Below are 18,419 nucleotides of genomic sequence, written 5' to 3'. Positions count from 1 at the left end.
GTGTCCCCCTCAGGGCTGCTAGTCGCGGGCCGCGGTCAGGTGTTCCGCGTGTTCCTGGAGCGAACGGACGCCCACGTCACCGTGGTTGAGGGCGTCGATGCCCTGGACGGCCGCCGCGAGCGCCTGGACGGTCGTCAGGCACGGCACGGAGCGGGCCACCGCGGCCGTACGGATGTCGTAGCCGTCGAGGCGGCCGCCGGTGCCGTACGGGGTGTTGACGATGAGGTCGACCTCGCCGTCGTGGATGAGCTGGACGATGGTCCGCTCGCCGTTCGGGCCGGTGCCCTCGGACTGCTTGCGCACGACCGTGGCGTTGATGCCGTTGCGCTTGAGGACCTCGGCCGTGCCGGAGGTGGCGAGCAGCTCGAAGCCGTGCGCGACCAGCTCGCGGGCCGGGAAGATCATCGAGCGCTTGTCGCGGTTGGCGACCGAGATGAACGCGCGGCCCTTGGTGGGCAGCGGGCCGTAGGCGCCCGCCTGCGACTTGGCGTACGCCGTGCCGAAGACCGAGTCGATGCCCATGACCTCGCCGGTGGAGCGCATCTCCGGGCCGAGGATGGTGTCGACGCCGCGGCCCTGGATGTCGCGGAAGCGCGACCACGGCATGACGGCCTCCTTGACGGAGATCGGCGCGTCGAGCGGGAGTTCGCCGCCGTCGCCGGTCGCCGGAAGCAGCCCTTCCGCCCGCAGCTCGGCGATGGTCGCGCCGAGCGAGATCCGGGCGGCGGCCTTCGCGAGCGGCACCGCGGTCGCCTTGGAGGTGAAGGGGACCGTACGGGAGGCGCGCGGGTTGGCTTCGAGGACGTACAGGATGTCGCCCGCCATCGCGAACTGGATGTTGATCAGGCCGCGCACCCCGACTCCGCGCGCGATGGCCTCCGTGGAGGCGCGCAGACGCTTGATGTCGAAGCCGCCGAGGGTGATCGGGGGCAGGGCGCACGCCGAGTCGCCGGAGTGGATGCCGGCCTCCTCGATGTGCTCCATGACGCCGCCGAGGTACAGCTCCTCGCCGTCGTACAGGGCGTCGACGTCGATCTCGATGGCGTCGTCGAGGAAGCGGTCGACGAGGACCGGCCGGGAGGGGCTGATCTCGGTCGACTCGGCGATGTAGGAGGCGAGGCGGGTCTCGTCGTAGACGATCTCCATGCCGCGCCCGCCGAGGACGTACGACGGCCGGACCAGGACCGGGTAGCCGATCTCGTCGGCGATGGCCTTGGCCCCGGCGAAGGTGGTGGCCGTGCCGTGCTTGGGGGCCGGCAGGCCGGCCTCGGCGAGCACCTGGCCGAAGGCGCCGCGGTCCTCGGCGGCGTGGATCGCCTCGGGCGAGGTGCCCACGATCGGCACGCCGTTGTCCTTCAGGGCCTGCGCGAGACCCAGCGGGGTCTGGCCGCCCAGCTGCACGACCACGCCCGCGATCGGGCCGGCGAGGGACTCCGCGTGGACGATCTCCAGCACGTCTTCCAGCGTCAGCGGCTCGAAGTACAGGCGGTCGGAGGTGTCGTAGTCCGTGGAGACGGTCTCCGGGTTGCAGTTGACCATCACGGTCTCGTACCCGGCGTCGGACAGCGCGAAGGAGGCGTGGACACAGGAGTAGTCGAACTCGATGCCCTGGCCGATGCGGTTCGGGCCGGAGCCCAGGATGATCACCGCGGGCTTCTCGCGGGGCGCGACCTCGGACTCCTCGTCGTAGGAGGAGTAGAAGTACGGCGTCTGCGCGGCGAACTCGGCGGCGCAGGTGTCGACCGTCTTGTAGACCGGGCGGATGCCGAGGGCGTGCCGGACCTCGCGGACGACGTCCTCGCGCAGGCCGCGGATCTCACCGATCTGCTGGTCGGAGAAGCCGTGCCGCTTGGCCTCGGCGAGCAGGTCGGCGGTCAGCTCGGGCGCCTCGGCCAGCTCGTCCGCGGTCTCCTTGATCAGGAAGAGCTGGTCCACGAACCACGGGTCGATCTTCGTGTACTCGAAGACCTCCTCGGGCGTGGCGCCGGCGCGGATGGCCTGCATGACCGTGTTGATCCGGCCGTCGGTGGGGCGCACGGCCTCGCGCAGCAGCGCGTCCTTGTCGCCGGGCTCACCGACGAAGGTGAACTGGCTGCCCTTCTTCTCCAGCGAGCGCAGCGCCTTCTGGAAGGCCTCGGTGAAGTTGCGGCCGATGGCCATGGCCTCGCCGACCGACTTCATGGTCGTGGTGAGGGTGGAGTCGGCCTGCGGGAACTTCTCGAACGCGAACCGCGGAGCCTTGACGACCACATAGTCGAGCGTGGGCTCGAAGGAGGCCGGGGTCTCCCGCGTGATGTCGTTCGGGATCTCGTCCAGGGTGTAGCCGACGGCGAGCTTGGCGGCGATCTTCGCGATCGGGAAGCCGGTCGCCTTGGAGGCGAGCGCCGAGGAGCGCGACACACGCGGGTTCATCTCGATGACGATCACCCGGCCGTCCTCGGGGTTCACCGCGAACTGGATGTTGCAGCCGCCGGTGTCGACGCCGACCTCGCGGATGACGGCGATGCCGATGTCGCGCAGGATCTGGTACTCGCGGTCGGTCAGCGTCATCGAGGGCGCGACGGTGATCGAGTCGCCGGTGTGCACGCCCATCGGGTCGAAGTTCTCGATGGAGCAGACGACCACGACGTTGTCGTGCTTGTCGCGCATCAGCTCCAGCTCGTACTCCTTCCAGCCGAGGATGGACTCCTCCAGGAGCACCTCGGTGGTCGGGGAGAGCGTGAGGCCCTGGCCGGCGATGCGGCGCAGCTCCTCCTCGTCGTGCGCGAAGCCGGAGCCGGCGCCGCCCATGGTGAAGGACGGGCGGACGACGACCGGGTAGCCGCCGAGCTGCTCGACGCCCTTGAGGACGTCGTCCATGGTGTGGCAGATGACCGAGCGGGCGGACTCGCCGTACCCGATCTTCGCGTTGACGGCCTCGACCACACCCTTGAACAGGTCGCGGTCCTCGCCCTTGTGGATGGCCTCGGGCTTGGCGCCGATCAGCTCGACGCCGTACTTCTCCAGGACGCCGTTCTCGTGCAGCGAGATGGCGGTGTTCAGGGCCGTCTGGCCGCCCAGGGTGGGCAGCAGGGCGTCGGGGCGCTCCTTGGCGATGATCTTCTCGACGAACTCGGGGGTGATCGGCTCGACGTAGGTGGCGTCGGCGATCTCCGGGTCGGTCATGATCGTCGCCGGGTTGGAGTTGACGAGGATCACGCGCAGGCCCTCGGCCCGCAGCACGCGGCACGCCTGGGTGCCGGAGTAGTCGAACTCGGCGGCCTGGCCGATGACGATCGGGCCGGAGCCGATGACCAGGACGGACTGGATATCGGTGCGCTTAGGCACGCTGGCCCTCCATCAGGGATACGAAGCGGTCGAACAGGTAGGCGGCGTCGTGCGGGCCCGCTGCCGCTTCGGGGTGGTACTGGACGGAGAAGGCCGGCTGGTCGAGCAGCTGCAGCCCCTCCACGACGTTGTCGTTCAGGCAGACGTGCGAGACCTCGGCGCGGCCGAACTTCGTGTCGCTGACCTTGTCGAGCGGCGCATCGACGGCGAAGCCGTGGTTGTGCGCGGTGACCTCGACCTTGCCGGTCGTACGGTCCTGGACGGGCTGGTTGATGCCCCGGTGGCCGTACTTCAGCTTGTAGGTGCCGAAGCCGAGGGCGCGGCCGAGGATCTGGTTGCCGAAGCAGATGCCGAACAGCGGGGTCCTGCGCTCCAGGACGGCGGTCATCAGGGCGACCGGGCCGTCGGCGGTGGCCGGGTCACCGGGTCCGTTGGAGAAGAAGACGCCGTCGGGGGCGACCGCGTAGATGTCCTCCGGCGTGGCCGTTGCGGGCAGCACGTGCACCTCGATGCCGCGCTCGGCCATGCGGTGCGGGGTCATGCCCTTGATGCCGAGGTCGATGGCGGCGACGGTGAACTTCTTCTCACCGACGGCCGGGACGACGTAGGCCTCCTTGGTGGCGACCTCCTCGTAGAGGCTCAGGCCCTTCATACGGGGCTGGGCCTGCACACGCTCCAGCAGCTCGGCCTCGGGGGCGATGACCTCACCGGAGAAGATGCCGGCGCGCATGGAGCCGCGCTCGCGCAGGTGGCGGGTGAGGGCGCGGGTGTCGATCCCGGAGATGCCGACCACGCCCTGGGCGACCAGCTCGTCGTCCAGGGAGCGCTTGGCCCGCCAGTTGGAGGGCACGCGCGCGGGGTCGCGCACGACGTAGCCGGAGACCCAGATGCGGCTCGACTCGTCGTCCTCGTCGTTCCAGCCGGTGTTGCCGATCTGCGGGGCGGTCGCGACGACGATCTGGCGGTCGTACGACGGGTCGGTGAGGGTCTCCTGGTAGCCGGTCATGCCGGTGGAGAACACGGCCTCGCCGAAGGTCTCCCCCACGGCCCCGTAGGCACGGCCGCGGAAGGTGCGGCCGTCCTCCAGGACGAGTACGGCGGGAACCTTGGCAGCTCCCCTGGTGGAGGTCGTCATCGTGCGCCTTCCGTGTCGTTGGTCATCTGGTTCAGGGTGTCGACCCAGTCGGTGTGCTCGGCCGCGTGGTCGGAGCGGAAGCCGGAGTCGATCAGCTTCTCCCCGAGCGCCCAGGTCACCACCAGCAGGCCGCCCTCGGTGAGGACCTTGCCGGCGATTCCCTTGTCGAGCCGGGCCCCGCGCAGCGCGGCGGTGGGGACGAAGAAGTCGGTCGCCCCGGGGCGTACGACCTCCAGGCCTGCGTCCGTGAGGGTCAGCTCGGCCCGGCTGCGGGTGCCGAGGCCGTGGGCCACGATGCGGTCCAGCCACTGCCCGGCCGTGGTCGAGCCGTGGTAACGGCCGCTCATCGTCAGTCTGGCCTCGCCGGGCTCCTGCGGCGCGCTGGGCAGCTCGGGCAGGTCGCCCTGGAGCGTGCCGCGCCACTTCCAGCCCTCGCGCATCAGCCAGTAGATGAGCGCGACGAAGAGCGCGAGGCCGACGAGCCAGCCGATGCGGGCTCCCCAGTGGGTGACCTCGGCCGACTTCTCCGCCTCGGCCAGCAGGATTACAGGTGTCACGTGAGCTTCCCGTCGACGAGCGTGGCCTTGCCCCGCAGCCACGTGTGGGTGACACGGCCCGGCAGCTCACGTCCCTCGTACGGGGTGTTGCGGCTGCGCGAGGCGAAGCCTGCGGGGTCCACCGAGCCACGGTATTCCGTGTCGACGAGGGTGAGGTTGGCGGGCTCACCAGCCGAGACGGGACGGCCGTGGCCGGTGGCCTGTCCGATCTGCGCGGGCTTGACGGACATGCGGTCGGCGACGCCGGCCCAGTCCAGCAGACCCGTGTCGACCATGGTCTCCTGGACCACTGACAACGCGGTCTCCAGACCGACCATGCCCATGGCGGCCGCGGCCCACTCGCAGTCCTTGTCCTCGTGCGGGTGCGGGGCGTGGTCGGTGGCGACGATGTCGATCGTGCCGTCGGCGAGCGCCTCGCGCAGGGCGTGCACGTCCCGCTCGGTGCGCAGCGGCGGGTTGACCTTGTAGACGGGGTTGTAGGTGCGCACCAGCTCGTCGGTGAGCAGCAGGTGGTGCGGGGTGACCTCGGCGGTGACCTGGATGCCGCGGGACTTGGCCCAGCGGACGATCTCCACCGAGCCCGCGGTCGAAAGGTGGCAGATGTGGACGCGGGAGCCGACGTGCTCGGCGAGCAGCACGTCCCGGGCGATGACCGACTCCTCGGCGACGGCCGGCCAGCCGCCCAGGCCCAGCTCGGCGGAGACGACGCCCTCGTTCATCTGGGCGCCCTCGGTGAGCCGCGGCTCCTGCGCGTGCTGGGCGACGACACCGCCGAAGGCCTTCACGTACTCCAGCGCGCGGCGCATGATCACGGCGTCGTCCACGCACTTGCCGTCGTCGGAGAAGACGGTGACCCCGGCGGCGGACTCGTGCATGGCGCCCAGCTCGGCGAGCTTCCTGCCCTCCAGGCCGACGGTGACGGCGCCGATGGGCTGGACGTCGCAGTAGCCGTGCTCCTGGCCGAGCCGGTAGACCTGCTCGACCACACCGGCCGTGTCGGCGACCGGGAAGGTGTTGGCCATGGCGAACACGGCGGTGTAGCCGCCGGAGGCGGCCGCGCGCGTGCCGGTCAGGACGGTCTCGGAGTCCTCGCGGCCCGGCTCGCGCAGGTGGGTGTGCAGGTCGACCAGGCCCGGCAGGAGCACCTTGCCGCCGGCCTCGACCACCTCGGCGCCCTCTGCGCTGAGACCGACGCCCACCTCGGCGATCGTCTCACCGTCGATCAGCACGTCCTGCGGCTCGCCGCCGAGCACCTTCGCACCACGGATAAGGATCTTGCTCATGGTCTTACTTCTCCTCGTTGGTGCGGAATTCAGAGGCGGGCGCGAAGCGCCTCGATGCAAGGGTGGTGGTGGGCGACGGGTGGGCGACGGCGGGCTCGTTTCCACCGAGCAGCAGGTACAGGACGGCCATCCGGATGGAGACGCCGTTCGCGACCTGCTCGACCACGGTGCAGCGCTCGGAGTCGGCGACCTCGGCGGTGATCTCCATGCCGCGGACCATCGGGCCGGGGTGCATCACGATGGCGTGCTCGGGCATCTTCGCCATGCGCTCGCCGTCGAGTCCGTAGCGCCGCGAGTACTCGCGCTCGGTCGGGAAGAAGGCGGCGTTCATGCGCTCCCGCTGGACCCGGAGCATCATCACCGCGTCGGACTTCGGCAGGGTGCTGTCGAGGTCGTACGACACCTCGCACGGCCAGGTCTCGACGCCGACCGGCACCAGGGTCGGCGGGGCGACGAGGGTGACCTCGGCGCCGAGGGTGTGCAGCAGGTCGACGTTGGAGCGGGCGACCCGGCTGTGCAGGACGTCGCCGACGATGGTGATCCGCTTGCCGGCCAGGTCCTGGCCGAGGCCGGCGTCCCGGCCGACCAGGCGGCGGCGCATGGTGAAGGCGTCCAGCAGGGCCTGCGTGGGGTGCTGGTGGGTGCCGTCGCCGGCGTTGATGACGGCCGCGTCGATCCAGCCGGAGGTGGCCAGGCGGTAGGGGGCTCCGGAGGCGCCGTGCCGGATGACGACGGCGTCGACGCCCATGGCCTCCAGGGTCTGGGCGGTGTCCTTCAGGGACTCGCCCTTGGAGACGCTGGAACCCTTGGCGGAGAAGTTGATGACGTCCGCGGACAGCCGCTTCTCGGCGGCCTCGAAGGAGATCCGGGTGCGGGTGGAGTCCTCGAAGAAGAGGTTGACGATCGTGCGGCCGCGCAGGGTCGGCAGCTTCTTGATCGGCCGGTCGGCCACCCGGGCCATCTCCTCGGCGGTGTCGAGGATCAGGACGGCGTCGTCGCGGGTGAGGTCGGCGGCCGAGATGAGATGACGCTGCATCTGTCAGGCTCCGTAAGGCAGTTCATTCGGGAGGATTAGGGCAAACCGGTGCGCGTGTCGGCACGCCGAAGCGGCCGTGCGCGCCTGACTTGCTACTGGTCGGCCGGCTTCACACCGAGCAGCACGGTGTCGCGACCGTCCTCCTCGGCGAGCTGGACCTTGACCGTCTCCCGCAGCGACGTGGGGAGGTTCTTGCCGACGTAGTCGGCGCGGATGGGCAGTTCGCGGTGGCCGCGGTCGACCAGGACCGCGAGCTGCACCGCGCGCGGGCGCCCGATGTCGTTCAGGGCGTCGAGGGCGGCACGGATGGTGCGCCCGGAGAAGAGCACGTCGTCGACGAGGACGACCAGACGGCCGTCGATGCCGTCACCGGGGATCTCGGTGCGGGCCAGCGCACGCGGCGGGTGCATGCGCAGGTCGTCGCGGTACATGGTGATGTCGAGCGAGCCGACGGGGACCTTGCGGTCGGTGATCTGCTCCAGCTTGGCGGCGAGCCGCTGGGCGAGGAAGACACCCCGGGTCGGAATGCCGAGGAGCACCACGTCGTCGGCGCCCTTGGCGCGCTCGACGATCTCGTGGGCAATACGGGTCAGCACCCGTGCGATGTCGGGGCCTTCGAGTACGGGCCGCGCATCGGATGCATGCGAGTTCGCTTGCGAGTCCATACGAAACGGACCTCCTTCTCCGCCTCACGGGACGGACCTTAAAGGACGTCGGATTTGCGCCATCTACCGTAGCAGGTCCCAGGCGGGCGTCGATCACCCGCCTGGCGCAATCGGGTGCCACTACCACGGAAGAGTCGGTGTGGACCATTCGGCTTGACGCATGAGAGTCACGCTGCGTAACCTCACAGTGAGTTACCAGCCGCGCGGCGGGAAACCCAACCGACCGCGTCGACACAGTGTCCGGGGAGCTATATGTCCAGCGAATACGCCAAACAGCTCGGGGCCAAGCTCCGGGCCATCCGCACCCAGCAGGGCCTTTCCCTCCACGGTGTCGAGGAGAAGTCCCAGGGGCGCTGGAAGGCCGTGGTGGTCGGTTCATATGAGCGCGGTGACCGTGCCGTGACCGTGCAGCGCCTCGCCGAGCTGGCCGATTTCTATGGCGTCCCGGTACAGGAGCTCCTGCCGGGCACCACGCCGGGCGGCGCCGCCGAGCCGCCGCCGAAGCTGGTCCTCGACCTGGAGCGGCTGGCCACCGTGCCGGCCGAGAAGGCGGGTCCCCTGCAGCGCTACGCGGCGACGATCCAGTCCCAGCGCGGCGACTACAACGGCAAGGTGCTCTCGATCCGCCAGGACGACCTGCGCACCCTCGCCGTCATCTACGACCAGTCCCCCTCGGTCCTCACCGAGCAGCTGATCAGCTGGGGTGTCCTGGACGCGGACGCGCGCCGCGCGGTGGCCACGCACGAAGAGGCGTGACCGCCTGCAGCGCCTGAGCAGAAACGTGCCGCCGGGGTGGCCGGAACCGTATGGTTCCGGCCACCCCGGCGGCTTTCTGCGCGCTTGGCAGGGCGCGGAGGTACGGATACGCCGGAGGGCCCGCAGCAGTCGTGCTGCGGGCCCTCCGGCGCTTGTCGTACCGCCTTACGCCTCGTCCCGGCGCAGCGACGGCTTCAGCTCCTTGAGCCGGCCGAGCAGGCCGTTGACGAACGAGGGCGACTCGTCCGTGGAGAACTCCTTGGCGATCTGCACCATCTCGTCCAGGACGACGGCGTCCGGGGTCTCGTCCACCCAGATCAGCTCGTAGGCGCCCAGACGCAGGATGTTGCGGTCGACGACCGGCATCCGGTCGAGCGTCCAGCCCACCGCGTACTGGGAGATCAGGTCGTCGATGCGCCTCGCGTGCTCCGCGTAGCCCTCGACCAGCTGCATCGTGTACTCGCTCACCGGCGGCTGCCGGGTGTCGGACCGGGAGAGCCGGATCCAGTCCGCGAGGACCGTCAGGACGTCGGCGTCGCGCTGGTCGCCCTCGAAGAGGATCTGGAAGGCGCGTTTGCGGGCCGTGTTGCGGGCAGCCACGGTTAGCTGTTCACCCGGCCGAGGTAGTCGCTCGTACGGGTGTCGACCTTGATCTTCTCACCGGTGGTGATGAAGAGGGGAACCTGGATCTGGTGGCCGGTCTCCAGGATGGCGGGCTTGGTGCCACCGGTGGAGCGGTCGCCCTGGACACCCGGCTCGGTCTCCTGGATGGTCAGCTCGACGGCGGCCGGGAGCTCGACGAAGAGCACCTCGCCCTCGTGCTGCGCCACGGTGGCCGTGAAGCCCTCGATGAGGAAGTTGGCGGCGTCGCCGACGGCCTTGCGGTCGACCATCAGCTGGTCGTAGGTCTCCATGTCCATGAAGACGAAGTAGTCGCCGTCCATGTACGAGAACTGCATGTCGCGCTTGTCGACAGTGGCCGTCTCGACCTTGACGCCGGCGTTGAAGGTCTTGTCGACCACCTTGCCGGACAGCACGTTCTTGAGCTTGGTGCGCACGAAGGCCGGGCCCTTGCCGGGCTTGACGTGCTGGAACTCGACGACGGACCAGAGCTGGCCGCCTTCGAGCTTGAGCACCAGGCCGTTCTTGAGGTCGTTCGTGGAAGCCACGGTTGCGGAATCTCCTGGACTGACGTACGACCCCGGGGCATGCGCACAGCGCGAGGCTAGAGCGCGAGCAGCTCCTTGGTCGTGATGGTGAGTAGCTCGGGTCCGCCGTCCGCCTCAGGGCGTACGACGAGCGTGTCATCGATCCGGACGCCGCCCCGGCCCGGGAGGTGAACCCCCGGTTCGACGGTGACCGGCACGCAAGCGTCCAGTTTACCCATGGCCGCAGGGGCCAGCTGCGGGTCCTCGTCGATTTCGAGTCCGACGCCGTGTCCCGTCAGCGGTGGTAGAGCCTCAGCATAGCCTGCGGAGCCCAGCACCTGGCGTGCCGCACGGTCGACCTCGCGGTAGGCGGCGCCGGGCGCCAGGGCCTCTCGTCCGGCGCGCTGGGCAGCGAAGACGAGGTCGTACAGCTCGATCTGCCAGTCGGCGGGCGAGGTGCCGATGACGAAGGTACGGCCGATCTCGCAGCGGTAGCCGCGATAGGTGGCGCCCAGACAGACGGAGAGGAAGTCGCCCTCCTCCACCCGGCGGTCGGTGGGGCGGTGGCCGCGGCGGCCGGAGTTCGGGCCGGTGGCCACGGAGGTGGGGAACGCCGGGCCGTCGGCGCCATGGTCGACCAGGCGCCGTTCCAGCTCCAGCGCGAGGTGCCGTTCGGTGCGGCCGACCAGGATGGACTCCAGCAGCTCACCGAGGGCCTGGTCGGCGATCTCGGCGCCGATGCGGAGGCAGGAGATCTCCTCCTCGTCCTTGACGACCCTGAGCTGCTCGACGGCTCCGCCCAGGTCGGCGAGGCGCAGCCTTGGGGCGGCGGCGGAGAGGGCCCGGTGGCGGGCGACGGTGAGGTGGTGTTCCTCCACGGCGAGGGATTCGGCGCCCTGGCCGCCGGCGAGATCGGCGGCTGCCACGGCGGAGTCGCCCCCGGGTGCGGGAAGGACGTGCAGCGCCAGTGTCTCGTCGGGGCGGCCCTCGGTCGGCCGGTCGTCCAGCGGGCCGGCGCAGACCAGCAGGTCCTGGCTCTTGCCCAGCAGCAGTACGGCGCCCTGCGGGGCCGCGGCGGCGAGATAGCGCACGTTGGCAGGGCGTGAGATGAGCGCTGCCGCGGTGCCGGCCGCGTTGCAGCGTTCCCTGAGCTGGGCTCGGCGGGTCGCGTACACCTCTGACATGAGATGAGCGTAGGAGTTTTGGGCGGTTTGTGCCGGTTGGTAGGGGCCGAGTGGGGTCGGTGGGGGGGTGCGGTTGATCGCCGGGTGCGGACGGGTGGGGGCTTGTCGCGCCCACGCGGCGGAGCCGCATATCGATACAGCCCCGCGCCCCTTGAGTCGGACCAGTCGCCCCTTGCTCACCAGCTCGGTGGGCTCGCTATCGCCCTCGCCAGGACGTCGTCCAGTACTCGGGCCGTGCCGGGAACGTCCAGCTGGGAGTTGTCGATGATCGGGAGGCCTGAGCCGTACCAGCCGGCCATGCGGCCGTGGATGCGGGCCACCTCCTCGTCGGTGAGGCGGCGGTTGCCGGAGCGCTCGGCGTTGCGTTCCAGGACGATGTCGAGACCGGGGAGGAGGACGACCGGGAGCAGGCCCGGGCCGACGTGCCGTTTCCAGCCCCCCAGGCCCACGACGGGGCGGTCCGGGAAGACGGCGTCGTCGAGGATGCAGGAGATCCCGTTGGCCAGGAAGTTCCGGGCGGCGAAGCCGCAGGTGCGGCGGGCCAGGCGGTACTGGGCCTCGGAGTTGTCGTTCCACCCGGACTGCGGGTTCGCATAGCCCGCGCGGACCCATTCGCGTACGTCGTCCAGGCTGATGTGGGCGGTGGGCACCCGGCGGTGGTCCGCCCAGTACTTGGCGACGCTCGTCTTGCCCGCGCCCGCGGGGCCGATCAGCAGGACGGCCAGCGTGGTGGCCGTGGGGTCCGGGACCGCGGCCGCGGCCGGCGGTGCGGTGGGGACACCGACCGGGCCACCGGGCGGCAGCGGTACGTGACCGGTCGTGTCGGGGGGCGGCGGGGCGGGGGCGCGCTGCGGGGGCGCGGGCGGCATGGGGCCGACGGGGGGTGCGGGAGGTACGGATCCAGGTCCGGCCCCGGGGAAGCCGGGTGGCGGCGGGGGCACGGGTGCGGGACCCTGTGGGGCTCCCGGGTGGTGTGCGGCCGACGCCCAGCCGGCGTGCGGTCCCTGCCCCGGCTGGTGGGGCGGCGGCAGCGGAGACCCCACTGCGTGCTGCATCCGTTGCCACTCCGTCTCGTACACACATTTGGCGCTGGCAGGCGGGTACGGAGCCCGCTCCCTACCGAACGGTACCGCCCCCGGCCGTCGTTTGGTGAAACGACCGGGGGCGGTCCGAAGTGCCCGGCCCGGGAAGGGAATCGGGCGGAAGGGAACAGCGGAGTACTTACTGGCCCACTTCTCCGTAGGCGGCGAGGAGGACGGCCGGGTCCGGGCCCTCCAGGACGGTCGGCTTCGCCAGCCCGTCCAGCACGATGAAGCGCAGCAGGTTACCGCGGGACTTCTTGTCGACCTTCATCGTCTCCAGCAGCTTGGGCCACTGGTCGTAGCGGTAGTGCAGCGGCAGGCCGACCGACTCCAGGACAGTGCGGTGGCGGTCCGCCGTCGCGTCGTCCAACCGGCCCGCCAGACGGCCCAGTTCGGCGGCGAAGTGCATACCGACCGCGACCGCGGCGCCGTGCCGCCACTTGTAGCGCTCGTTCTTCTCGATCGCGTGGCCGAGCGTGTGGCCGTAGTTCAGGATCTCCCGCAGGCCGGACTCCTTCAGATCGGAGGAGACGACGTCCGCCTTGACCCGGATCGAGCGCTCGATCAGCTCGGCCGTGTGCGGGCCGGCCGGAGTACGGGCCGCCTCGGGGTCGGCCTCGACGAGGTCCAGGATCACCGGGTCGGAGATGAAGCCGGCCTTGATGATCTCCGCGAGCCCGGAGACGTAGTCGTTGACCGGGAGGGAGTCCAGCGCGGCCAGGTCGCACAGCACACCGGCCGGCGGATGGAACGCGCCCACCAGGTTCTTGCCCTCGGCGGTGTTGATGCCGGTCTTGCCGCCGACCGCCGCGTCCACCATGGCCAGCACGGTGGTCGGGACGGCGATCCAGCGCACCCCGCGCAGCCAGGTCGCGGCGACGAAGCCCGCGAGGTCAGTCGTCGCACCGCCGCCCACCCCGACGATGAGGTCGGAGCGGGTGAAGTTGGACTGGCCCAGCGCCTTCCAGCAGTAGGCGGCGACCTCGGCGGTCTTGGCCTCCTCCGCGTTGGGCACCTGGATGGCGACGGCCTCGTAGCCCTGCTCGGCCAGGTCGGCGCGCAGTGCGTCGCCGGTCTCGGCGAGTGCCTCGGGGTGGATCACCGCGACACGCTGTGCCTTCGGCCCGATCAACCCGGCCAGCTCGCCCAGGAGTTGCCGGCCGACCAGCACCTCGTACGGGTCGGTGCCCGCGGTGCCGGCGACCTGGATCCGGGTGACTGCCTCGCTCATGCTTCCTTCAACTCCAGTGCGTCCAGCGCCTGTTGGGTGACCTCTTCGGGGGTGCGGCCGTCGGTCGGTACGACGGCGGTGGCGACCTCCTCGTACAGGTGACGGCGGGCCTCCATCAGCTCGCGCCACTGCTTGCGCGGGTTGACCGCGAGCAGCGGGCGGGCCGCGTTGAGGCCGGTGCGCTTGACCGCCTCCTCCACGTCCATGGAGAGGTAGACCACCCGGTGTCCGGCGAGCAGCGCGCGCGTGTCCGCGTCGAGGATCGCCCCGCCGCCGAGCGCGAGGACGCCCTCGTGCTCGGCGAGCGCGGAGTGCACCGTGCGCTTCTCGATCGCGCGGAAGGCGGGCTCGCCGTCGTCCACAAAGATCTCGGCGATGGTCCGGCCCTCGACGGCGACGATGTCGTCGTCGGTGTCCCGGTAGCCGACCCCGAGCCGCTCGGCCAGCAGCCGCCCGACGGTGGACTTGCCCACGCCCATCGGGCCGACCAGTACGACCGCGGTCATGGCGGTCACCGGATGGCGAGGTTGTCGAGGTACGACTGCACGTTCCGCCGGGTCTCCGGGACGGAGTCGCCGCCGAACTTCTCCGCGACGGCGTCGGCGAGGACGAGTGCCACCATGGCCTCGGCGACGATGCCGGCGGCCGGGACCGCGCACACGTCGGAGCGCTGGTGGTGGGCCTGGGCGGCCTCGCCGGTGGCGACGTCGATGGTCTGCAGGGCCCGGGGCACGGTCGCGATCGGCTTCATCGCGGCGCGTACGCGCAGCAGCTCGCCGGTGCTCAGACCACCCTCGGTGCCCCCGGAGCGTCCGCTGGACCGCTTGATGCCCTCGGGGGTGGTGAGGATCTCGTCGTGCGCCTTGGAGCCGGGCACCCGGGCCAGCTCGAAGCCGTCGCCGACCTCGACGCCCTTGATCGCCTGGATGCCCATGAGGGCGGCGGCCAGCCGGGCGTCCAGCCGGCGGTCCCAGTGCACGTGCGAGCCGAGGCCGACCGGGACGCCGTAGGCGAGCACCTCGACCACGCCGCCGAGCGTGTCGCCGTCCTTGTGGGCCTGGTCGATCTCCGCGACCATCGCCTTCGACGCGTCGGCGTCCAGGCAGCGCACCGGGTCGGCGTCCAGCTTCTCGACGTCGGCCGGGGTCGGGTAGACGCCGTAGGGGGCCTTGGCGGAGGCCAGCTCGACGACGTGGGAGACGATCTCGATGCCGGCCGTCTCCTTCAGGTAGGAGCGGGCGACGGCGCCGAGCGCCACACGCGCGGCGGTCTCACGGGCGGAGGCGCGCTCCAGGATCGGGCGGGCCTCGTCGAAGCCGTACTTCTGCATGCCGGCGAGGTCGGCGTGGCCGGGCCGGGGCCGGGTCAGCGGCGCGTTGCGGGCGAGGCCGTCGAGGATCTCGGGGTCGACCGGGTCGGCCGCCATGACCTGCTCCCACTTGGGCCACTCGGTGTTGCCCACCATGACCGCGATCGGGGAGCCGAGGGTGAGACCGTGCCGGACACCACCCAGGAAGGTGACCTCGTCACGCTCGAACTTCATCCGCGCACCGCGGCCATAGCCGAGCCGCCGCCGCGCCAGGTGGTCCGCCACCATCTCCGTGGTGATCGGCACGCCGGCGGGAAGCCCCTCCAGCGTCGCGACAAGTGCGGGACCGTGGGACTCCCCCGCGGTCAGCCAACGCAGCCTGCTCAACGGTGCTCCTCAGTGTTCGCGCCCGGTACTGCCCTGAGTACGCGCGTCCTCGCGTACGGCGACGGCGCGACCGGGTGCGCGACCCCGGTCCGCCACCTCCGATCCTCCCACGTCCGGGGGCGGTATCCGGCCGCTGGTCCAGCAGGCGGGACGGAGCGGCGGAGCGGAGGCGGCCGTTCAGCGCGCGGCGAGCGCCTTCTCGCCGGCGTGCCGCATGGCTTCCAGGGGTGCCGGGGAGACGCCGGTCATCTGCTCGACCTGGAGAACGGCCTGGTGGACGAGCAGGTCCAGGCCGCTGACGACGGCGCCGCCGAACATCGACCAGCGGGCCGCCAGCTCGGTGGGCCAGGGCTCGTAGAGCACGTCGAAGAGGGTGGCGGGGCGCTCGGGTACGGCGGCGGCGAGGGCGTCGGTGGTGCCGGCCGGGGTGGTGGCGATCACCAGGGGGGCCTTCAGGGCCTGCTGGGCGTCCGCCCAGTCCGCCGTACGGACGTCCACGTCGAGCCGCTCGCCCCACTGGCGCATCTCGGCGGCGCGGGCCTCGCTGCGGACGTAGGCGACGACCTCGCCGGTGCAGATCCGGGCGAGCGCGGCCAGGGCCGAGGAGGCGGTGGCGCCGGCGCCGAGGATCGCGGCGGAGTCGACCTGTTCGATGCCGTGCTCGCGCAGGGCGGCCACCATGCCCGGGATGTCGGTGTTGTCGCCGATGCGGCGGCCGTCCTCGGTGAAGACCACCGTGTTGACGGCGTCGACCGAGGCGGCGGTCTCGCTGATCTCGTCGACCAGCGGGATGACCGCCCGCTTCAGCGGCATGGTCAGCGACAGCCCCGCCCACTCCGGCCCGAGCTTCTCGATGAAGTCGGGCAGGGTGTCCTCGTCGATCTCGAAGCGGCCGTACGACCAGTCGGTGAGCCCGAGTGCGTCGTAGGCCGCCCGGTGCAGCACCGGGGAGAGGGAGTGGGCGATGGGCTTACCGAGTACGGCGGCCCGGCGGGCGTCAGTTGCCCGAGGTGGCATTGAATTTGTCCTTGAGCTGCTGGAATTCGGCGTAGGTCTTGGCGAATTCGGTATTGGTCGTACCGTCGGTCGCCACGAAATAGATCCAGCCGTCGCGGGTCGGATTCAGTGCCGCCTTCATCGCGTCCTCACCGGGGTTGCCGATCGGACCGGGCGGAAGGCCCTTGTGGGTGTAGGTGTTGTACGGGCTCTGGTTGCTGTTGATCTCCTTTTCGGAGATGTGGATGTTGCTCGTGCCCTTGAGATAGTTGTACGTCGAGTCGAACTGGAGCAGCTGGTTGGTCTCGGTGTTGGTGGGCTTCAGACGGTTGTAGACCACTTCCGCCATCTTGCGGAAGTCGTCGTGCGTCTTGCCCTCGGCCTGGACCAGGCTCATGACCGTGACGAGCTGGAACGCGTTGTTCAGACCCAGCGCCTTGGCCTTCGTCTGCAGGTCGTAGGCGGCGTACTTCTCCTTGGCCTGGGTGACCATCTGCTTCAGGATCGCGTCGGGCTTCATACCCTTCGCGGCCGCATAGGTGCCCGGGAACAGGAAGCCCTCCAGCGGGTCCTGGACCTGACCGCTGCTCTGCGCCCAGCTCGGCAGACCGAGTTTCCTGGACTGCTGCTTAGCGATCTTCCGGGTGGTTCCGGTGGACAGTTGGAGTTTCTTGTCGATCGCCGCGTAGACGCCCGCGTTACGCTCGCCGGGCGTGACGATCACGTTGTTCTGACTCTTCGGGTCGAGCATCAACTGGACCGCGCTGGCGGCGGACATCTGCTTCTCCAGCGTATAGACGCCTTCCTGGAGCCCCTTGCCCTTGGGGTTCGCCTGCAGTGCGGAGACGAACGCGTCCGCACTCTCGACGACGCCCGCCTCCCTCAGCTTCTGTCCGATCTCCCAGCCGCCGGCACCCTTCGGGATGGTGACCGTGACCTGTTCGCCGTTTCCGCTGCCCGCGTAGTCAGGGGCCGGGCCGAAACGATTTTGGTAGTACTTCCAGCCGAAGTAGCCGACCGTGCCGAGGCCACCGCCGAAGACCAGGACGACCACCATGCAGGCGCAGCCGGTGCGCCGTTTCTTGCTCTTGACGGGTTTCTTGCCGCGCCGTTCGCCACGGCCGGACCGGCTCTCCGCCTCGTCGTCCTCGTCGTCGCCGCCCCCGGCGAAGAAGGCGTGTTCGCCCTGGTCCTCACCCGGGTCCCAGCCGGTCTCGGGGTCCGGGTCCGTTTTAGGCTCGGGGCTCCTGCGGCCGGGCGGCACCGGCGGCGGGTAGGCGTCCTCGGTGCCGTAGAAGTCGGGCTGCTCTCCGCCGTAGGCCACCGGCTGCTGGCCGTACGGGTCGCCGGGGTCGGCCGCGTACGGCACATGGCCGTGCGTGCCGGTCGCGTCCCAGCCGCCCTGGTGCTGGTACTGCTGCGGGGTGTGCACCGCGTACTGCTGCTGGTCCTGACCGGCGAACTGCTGGTCCTGACCGGCGTACTGCTGATGGCCCTGTTCGTCGTAGTACTGGTACTGCTGCTGGTCGTACCCGGACTGCTGGCCCTGGGTCCAGTCGCCGTACTGCGGCTGCGGGTACTGCTGCTGTGGCTGGCCGCCGTAGGGGGACTGCTGACCCACGTGGGCCTGCTGTCCGCCCCATCCGTCGTCCCCGTACAACGGGTCCTCCGGATGCCACGGTTCGGGGCCAGGGCCCCGGCCATACTCAGTCATCGATCCCCTAGAGCCGCGAGGCCGACGGTCGCTCGGCCGGTGCACCGGCTTCCGTTCCGCCTCTTGCTGTGCGGCGGCTGTTCGAACACCGCCGCATCGCGCGGAACGTTACCGTATCGCGATCAGATGACCACTTCGACGCCCTCGCCGGGTGCTTTACCTGACACCCGTTCGGATTCCAGGGCCTGCTGCAGGATGATGACGGCTGCTGCCTGGTCGATGACGGCCCGGCCCTTCTTGGATTTCACCCCCGAGGCACGCAGTCCCTGACTGGCCGTCACGGTCGTCATCCGCTCGTCCACCAGCCGGACCGGAACGGGCTCGATGCCCTTGGCGAGTTCCTGGGCGAAGGTGCGGACCTTCAGGGCGGCGGGGCCCTCGCCCCCCTTGAGGGAGCGAGGGAGTCCGACGACGACCTCGATCGGTTCGTACTCCTCCACCAGCTGCCTGAGCCGGCGGTGGGCGGCCGGGATGTCCCGGCCGGGGACGGTCTCCACCGGAGTGGCGAGGATCCCGTCGGGGTCACACGAGGCGACCCCGATCCGGGCGTCCCCGACGTCGATCGAGAGTCGGCGTCCTCTGCGCATTTCCGACCGTTTCCTTACTCGG

The 18,419-nt window shown here is 70.5% G+C and carries 17 protein-coding genes; 1 reads left to right on the top strand and 16 read right to left on the bottom strand.

Features of this window, described 5'->3' with window-relative positions:
* Positions 1–18: 18 nt before the first annotated feature.
* The 6 genes from carB to pyrR all read right to left on the bottom strand — a co-directional run bounded on the left by carB (position 19) and on the right by pyrR (position 8,003).
* Positions 19–3,327 carry a carbamoyl-phosphate synthase large subunit gene (gene carB, locus BEK98_RS34855; protein ID WP_094220741.1) on the bottom strand — a complete coding sequence of 1,103 codons (3,309 nt, stop codon included), beginning with the start codon at positions 3,325–3,327 and terminating at the stop codon, positions 19–21.
* Positions 3,320–4,462 carry a glutamine-hydrolyzing carbamoyl-phosphate synthase small subunit gene (gene carA, locus BEK98_RS34850; protein WP_094220740.1) on the bottom strand — a complete coding sequence of 381 codons (1,143 nt, stop codon included), beginning with the start codon at positions 4,460–4,462 and terminating at the stop codon, positions 3,320–3,322. Before carA ends, carB begins: the two co-directional genes overlap by 8 nt.
* Positions 4,459–5,019, bottom strand: a complete 561-nt coding sequence (locus tag BEK98_RS34845; protein WP_094220739.1) for a PH-like domain-containing protein — start codon at positions 5,017–5,019, stop codon at positions 4,459–4,461. Before BEK98_RS34845 ends, carA begins: the two co-directional genes overlap by 4 nt.
* Complete coding sequence (locus BEK98_RS34840; RefSeq protein WP_094220738.1) at positions 5,016–6,302, bottom strand: dihydroorotase; 1,287 nt, start codon at positions 6,300–6,302, stop codon at positions 5,016–5,018. Before BEK98_RS34840 ends, BEK98_RS34845 begins: the two co-directional genes overlap by 4 nt.
* Before the next feature lie 4 nt (positions 6,303–6,306).
* Positions 6,307–7,338 (bottom strand): aspartate carbamoyltransferase catalytic subunit, encoded by a 1,032-nt coding sequence (locus BEK98_RS34835; RefSeq protein ID WP_244202108.1) that lies wholly within the window; start codon positions 7,336–7,338, stop codon positions 6,307–6,309.
* Positions 7,339–7,430: 92 nt separating this feature from the next.
* Complete coding sequence (gene pyrR / locus BEK98_RS34830; protein ID WP_094220737.1) at positions 7,431–8,003, bottom strand: bifunctional pyr operon transcriptional regulator/uracil phosphoribosyltransferase PyrR; 573 nt, start codon at positions 8,001–8,003, stop codon at positions 7,431–7,433.
* A 252-nt stretch (positions 8,004–8,255) separates the two neighbouring features.
* Here pyrR and bldD point away from each other — a divergent pair, with 252 nt between their 5' ends.
* Positions 8,256–8,759, top strand: a complete 504-nt coding sequence (bldD, locus tag BEK98_RS34825; protein WP_014671524.1) for a transcriptional regulator BldD — start codon at positions 8,256–8,258, stop codon at positions 8,757–8,759.
* Between the two features lie 165 nt (positions 8,760–8,924).
* On the opposite strand, the gene nusB is transcribed toward bldD, so the two are convergent.
* The 10 genes from nusB to ruvX all read right to left on the bottom strand — a co-directional run bounded on the left by nusB (position 8,925) and on the right by ruvX (position 18,397).
* Positions 8,925–9,359, bottom strand: a complete 435-nt coding sequence (gene nusB / locus BEK98_RS34820; protein WP_094220736.1) for a transcription antitermination factor NusB — start codon at positions 9,357–9,359, stop codon at positions 8,925–8,927.
* Positions 9,360–9,361: 2 nt separating this feature from the next.
* A complete protein-coding gene (efp, locus tag BEK98_RS34815; RefSeq protein ID WP_094220735.1) occupies positions 9,362–9,928 on the bottom strand; it encodes an elongation factor P in 567 nt (188 codons plus the stop codon).
* A 56-nt stretch (positions 9,929–9,984) separates the two neighbouring features.
* Positions 9,985–11,091, bottom strand: coding sequence for an aminopeptidase P family protein (locus BEK98_RS34810; protein ID WP_094220734.1), 1,107 nt, complete (start codon positions 11,089–11,091; stop codon positions 9,985–9,987).
* A gap of 176 nt (positions 11,092–11,267) precedes the next feature.
* On the bottom strand, positions 11,268–12,146 hold the full coding sequence (locus tag BEK98_RS34805) for a Pro-rich N-terminal domain-containing protein (RefSeq protein ID WP_094220733.1): 879 nt from the start codon (positions 12,144–12,146) through the stop codon (positions 11,268–11,270).
* Between the two features lie 166 nt (positions 12,147–12,312).
* The gene (gene aroB, locus BEK98_RS34800) at positions 12,313–13,404 is read right to left on the bottom strand and encodes a 3-dehydroquinate synthase (RefSeq protein WP_094220732.1); all 1,092 of its coding nucleotides are present in this window, start codon (positions 13,402–13,404) and stop codon (positions 12,313–12,315) included.
* Positions 13,401–13,910 carry a shikimate kinase gene (locus tag BEK98_RS34795; protein ID WP_425276641.1) on the bottom strand — a complete coding sequence of 170 codons (510 nt, stop codon included), beginning with the start codon at positions 13,908–13,910 and terminating at the stop codon, positions 13,401–13,403. Before BEK98_RS34795 ends, aroB begins: the two co-directional genes overlap by 4 nt.
* A gap of 5 nt (positions 13,911–13,915) precedes the next feature.
* Positions 13,916–15,100 carry a chorismate synthase gene (gene aroC / locus BEK98_RS34790; protein ID WP_094220730.1) on the bottom strand — a complete coding sequence of 395 codons (1,185 nt, stop codon included), beginning with the start codon at positions 15,098–15,100 and terminating at the stop codon, positions 13,916–13,918.
* Between the two features lie 177 nt (positions 15,101–15,277).
* Positions 15,278–16,117: a shikimate dehydrogenase gene (locus tag BEK98_RS34785; protein WP_094220729.1), complete on the bottom strand. Its 840-nt coding sequence runs from the start codon at positions 16,115–16,117 to the stop codon at positions 15,278–15,280.
* The gene (mltG, locus tag BEK98_RS34780) at positions 16,098–17,810 is read right to left on the bottom strand and encodes an endolytic transglycosylase MltG (RefSeq protein ID WP_094220728.1); all 1,713 of its coding nucleotides are present in this window, start codon (positions 17,808–17,810) and stop codon (positions 16,098–16,100) included. The genes BEK98_RS34785 and mltG overlap by 20 nt, the downstream gene beginning before the upstream one ends.
* 122 nt (positions 17,811–17,932) lie before the next feature.
* A complete protein-coding gene (gene ruvX / locus BEK98_RS34775; protein WP_094220727.1) occupies positions 17,933–18,397 on the bottom strand; it encodes a Holliday junction resolvase RuvX in 465 nt (154 codons plus the stop codon).
* Positions 18,398–18,419: the final 22 nt, after the last annotated feature.

Origin of the sequence: Streptomyces diastatochromogenes, from assembly GCF_002242805.1 — a bacterium.
Taxonomy (GTDB): domain Bacteria; phylum Actinomycetota; class Actinomycetes; order Streptomycetales; family Streptomycetaceae; genus Streptomyces; species Streptomyces diastatochromogenes.
The sequence above is the reverse complement of the archived record's forward strand: the minus strand, read 5'-3'. Positions and strand labels throughout refer to the sequence as shown.

Bases quoted from the DNA above. Each gene is read 5' to 3' on its own strand.
- pyrR (WP_094220737.1), bottom strand. From the start codon at position 8,003: ATGGACTCGCAAGCGAACTCGCATGCATCCGATGCGCGGCCCGTACTC.
- BEK98_RS34805 (WP_094220733.1), bottom strand. From the start codon at position 12,146: ATGCAGCACGCAGTGGGGTCTCCGCTGCCGCCGCCCCACCAGCCGGGG.
- BEK98_RS34785 (WP_094220729.1), bottom strand. From the start codon at position 16,117: ATGCCACCTCGGGCAACTGACGCCCGCCGGGCCGCCGTACTCGGTAAG.
- ruvX (WP_094220727.1), bottom strand. From the start codon at position 18,397: ATGCGCAGAGGACGCCGACTCTCGATCGACGTCGGGGACGCCCGGATC.
- aroB (WP_094220732.1), bottom strand. From the start codon at position 13,404: ATGAGCGAGGCAGTCACCCGGATCCAGGTCGCCGGCACCGCGGGCACC.
- bldD (WP_014671524.1), top strand. From the start codon at position 8,256: ATGTCCAGCGAATACGCCAAACAGCTCGGGGCCAAGCTCCGGGCCATC.
- BEK98_RS34795 (WP_425276641.1), bottom strand. From the start codon at position 13,910: ATGACCGCGGTCGTACTGGTCGGCCCGATGGGCGTGGGCAAGTCCACC.
- BEK98_RS34840 (WP_094220738.1), bottom strand. From the start codon at position 6,302: ATGAGCAAGATCCTTATCCGTGGTGCGAAGGTGCTCGGCGGCGAGCCG.
- BEK98_RS34810 (WP_094220734.1), bottom strand. From the start codon at position 11,091: ATGTCAGAGGTGTACGCGACCCGCCGAGCCCAGCTCAGGGAACGCTGC.
- mltG (WP_094220728.1), bottom strand. From the start codon at position 17,810: ATGACTGAGTATGGCCGGGGCCCTGGCCCCGAACCGTGGCATCCGGAG.
- BEK98_RS34835 (WP_244202108.1), bottom strand. From the start codon at position 7,338: ATGCAGCGTCATCTCATCTCGGCCGCCGACCTCACCCGCGACGACGCC.
- carA (WP_094220740.1), bottom strand. From the start codon at position 4,462: ATGACGACCTCCACCAGGGGAGCTGCCAAGGTTCCCGCCGTACTCGTC.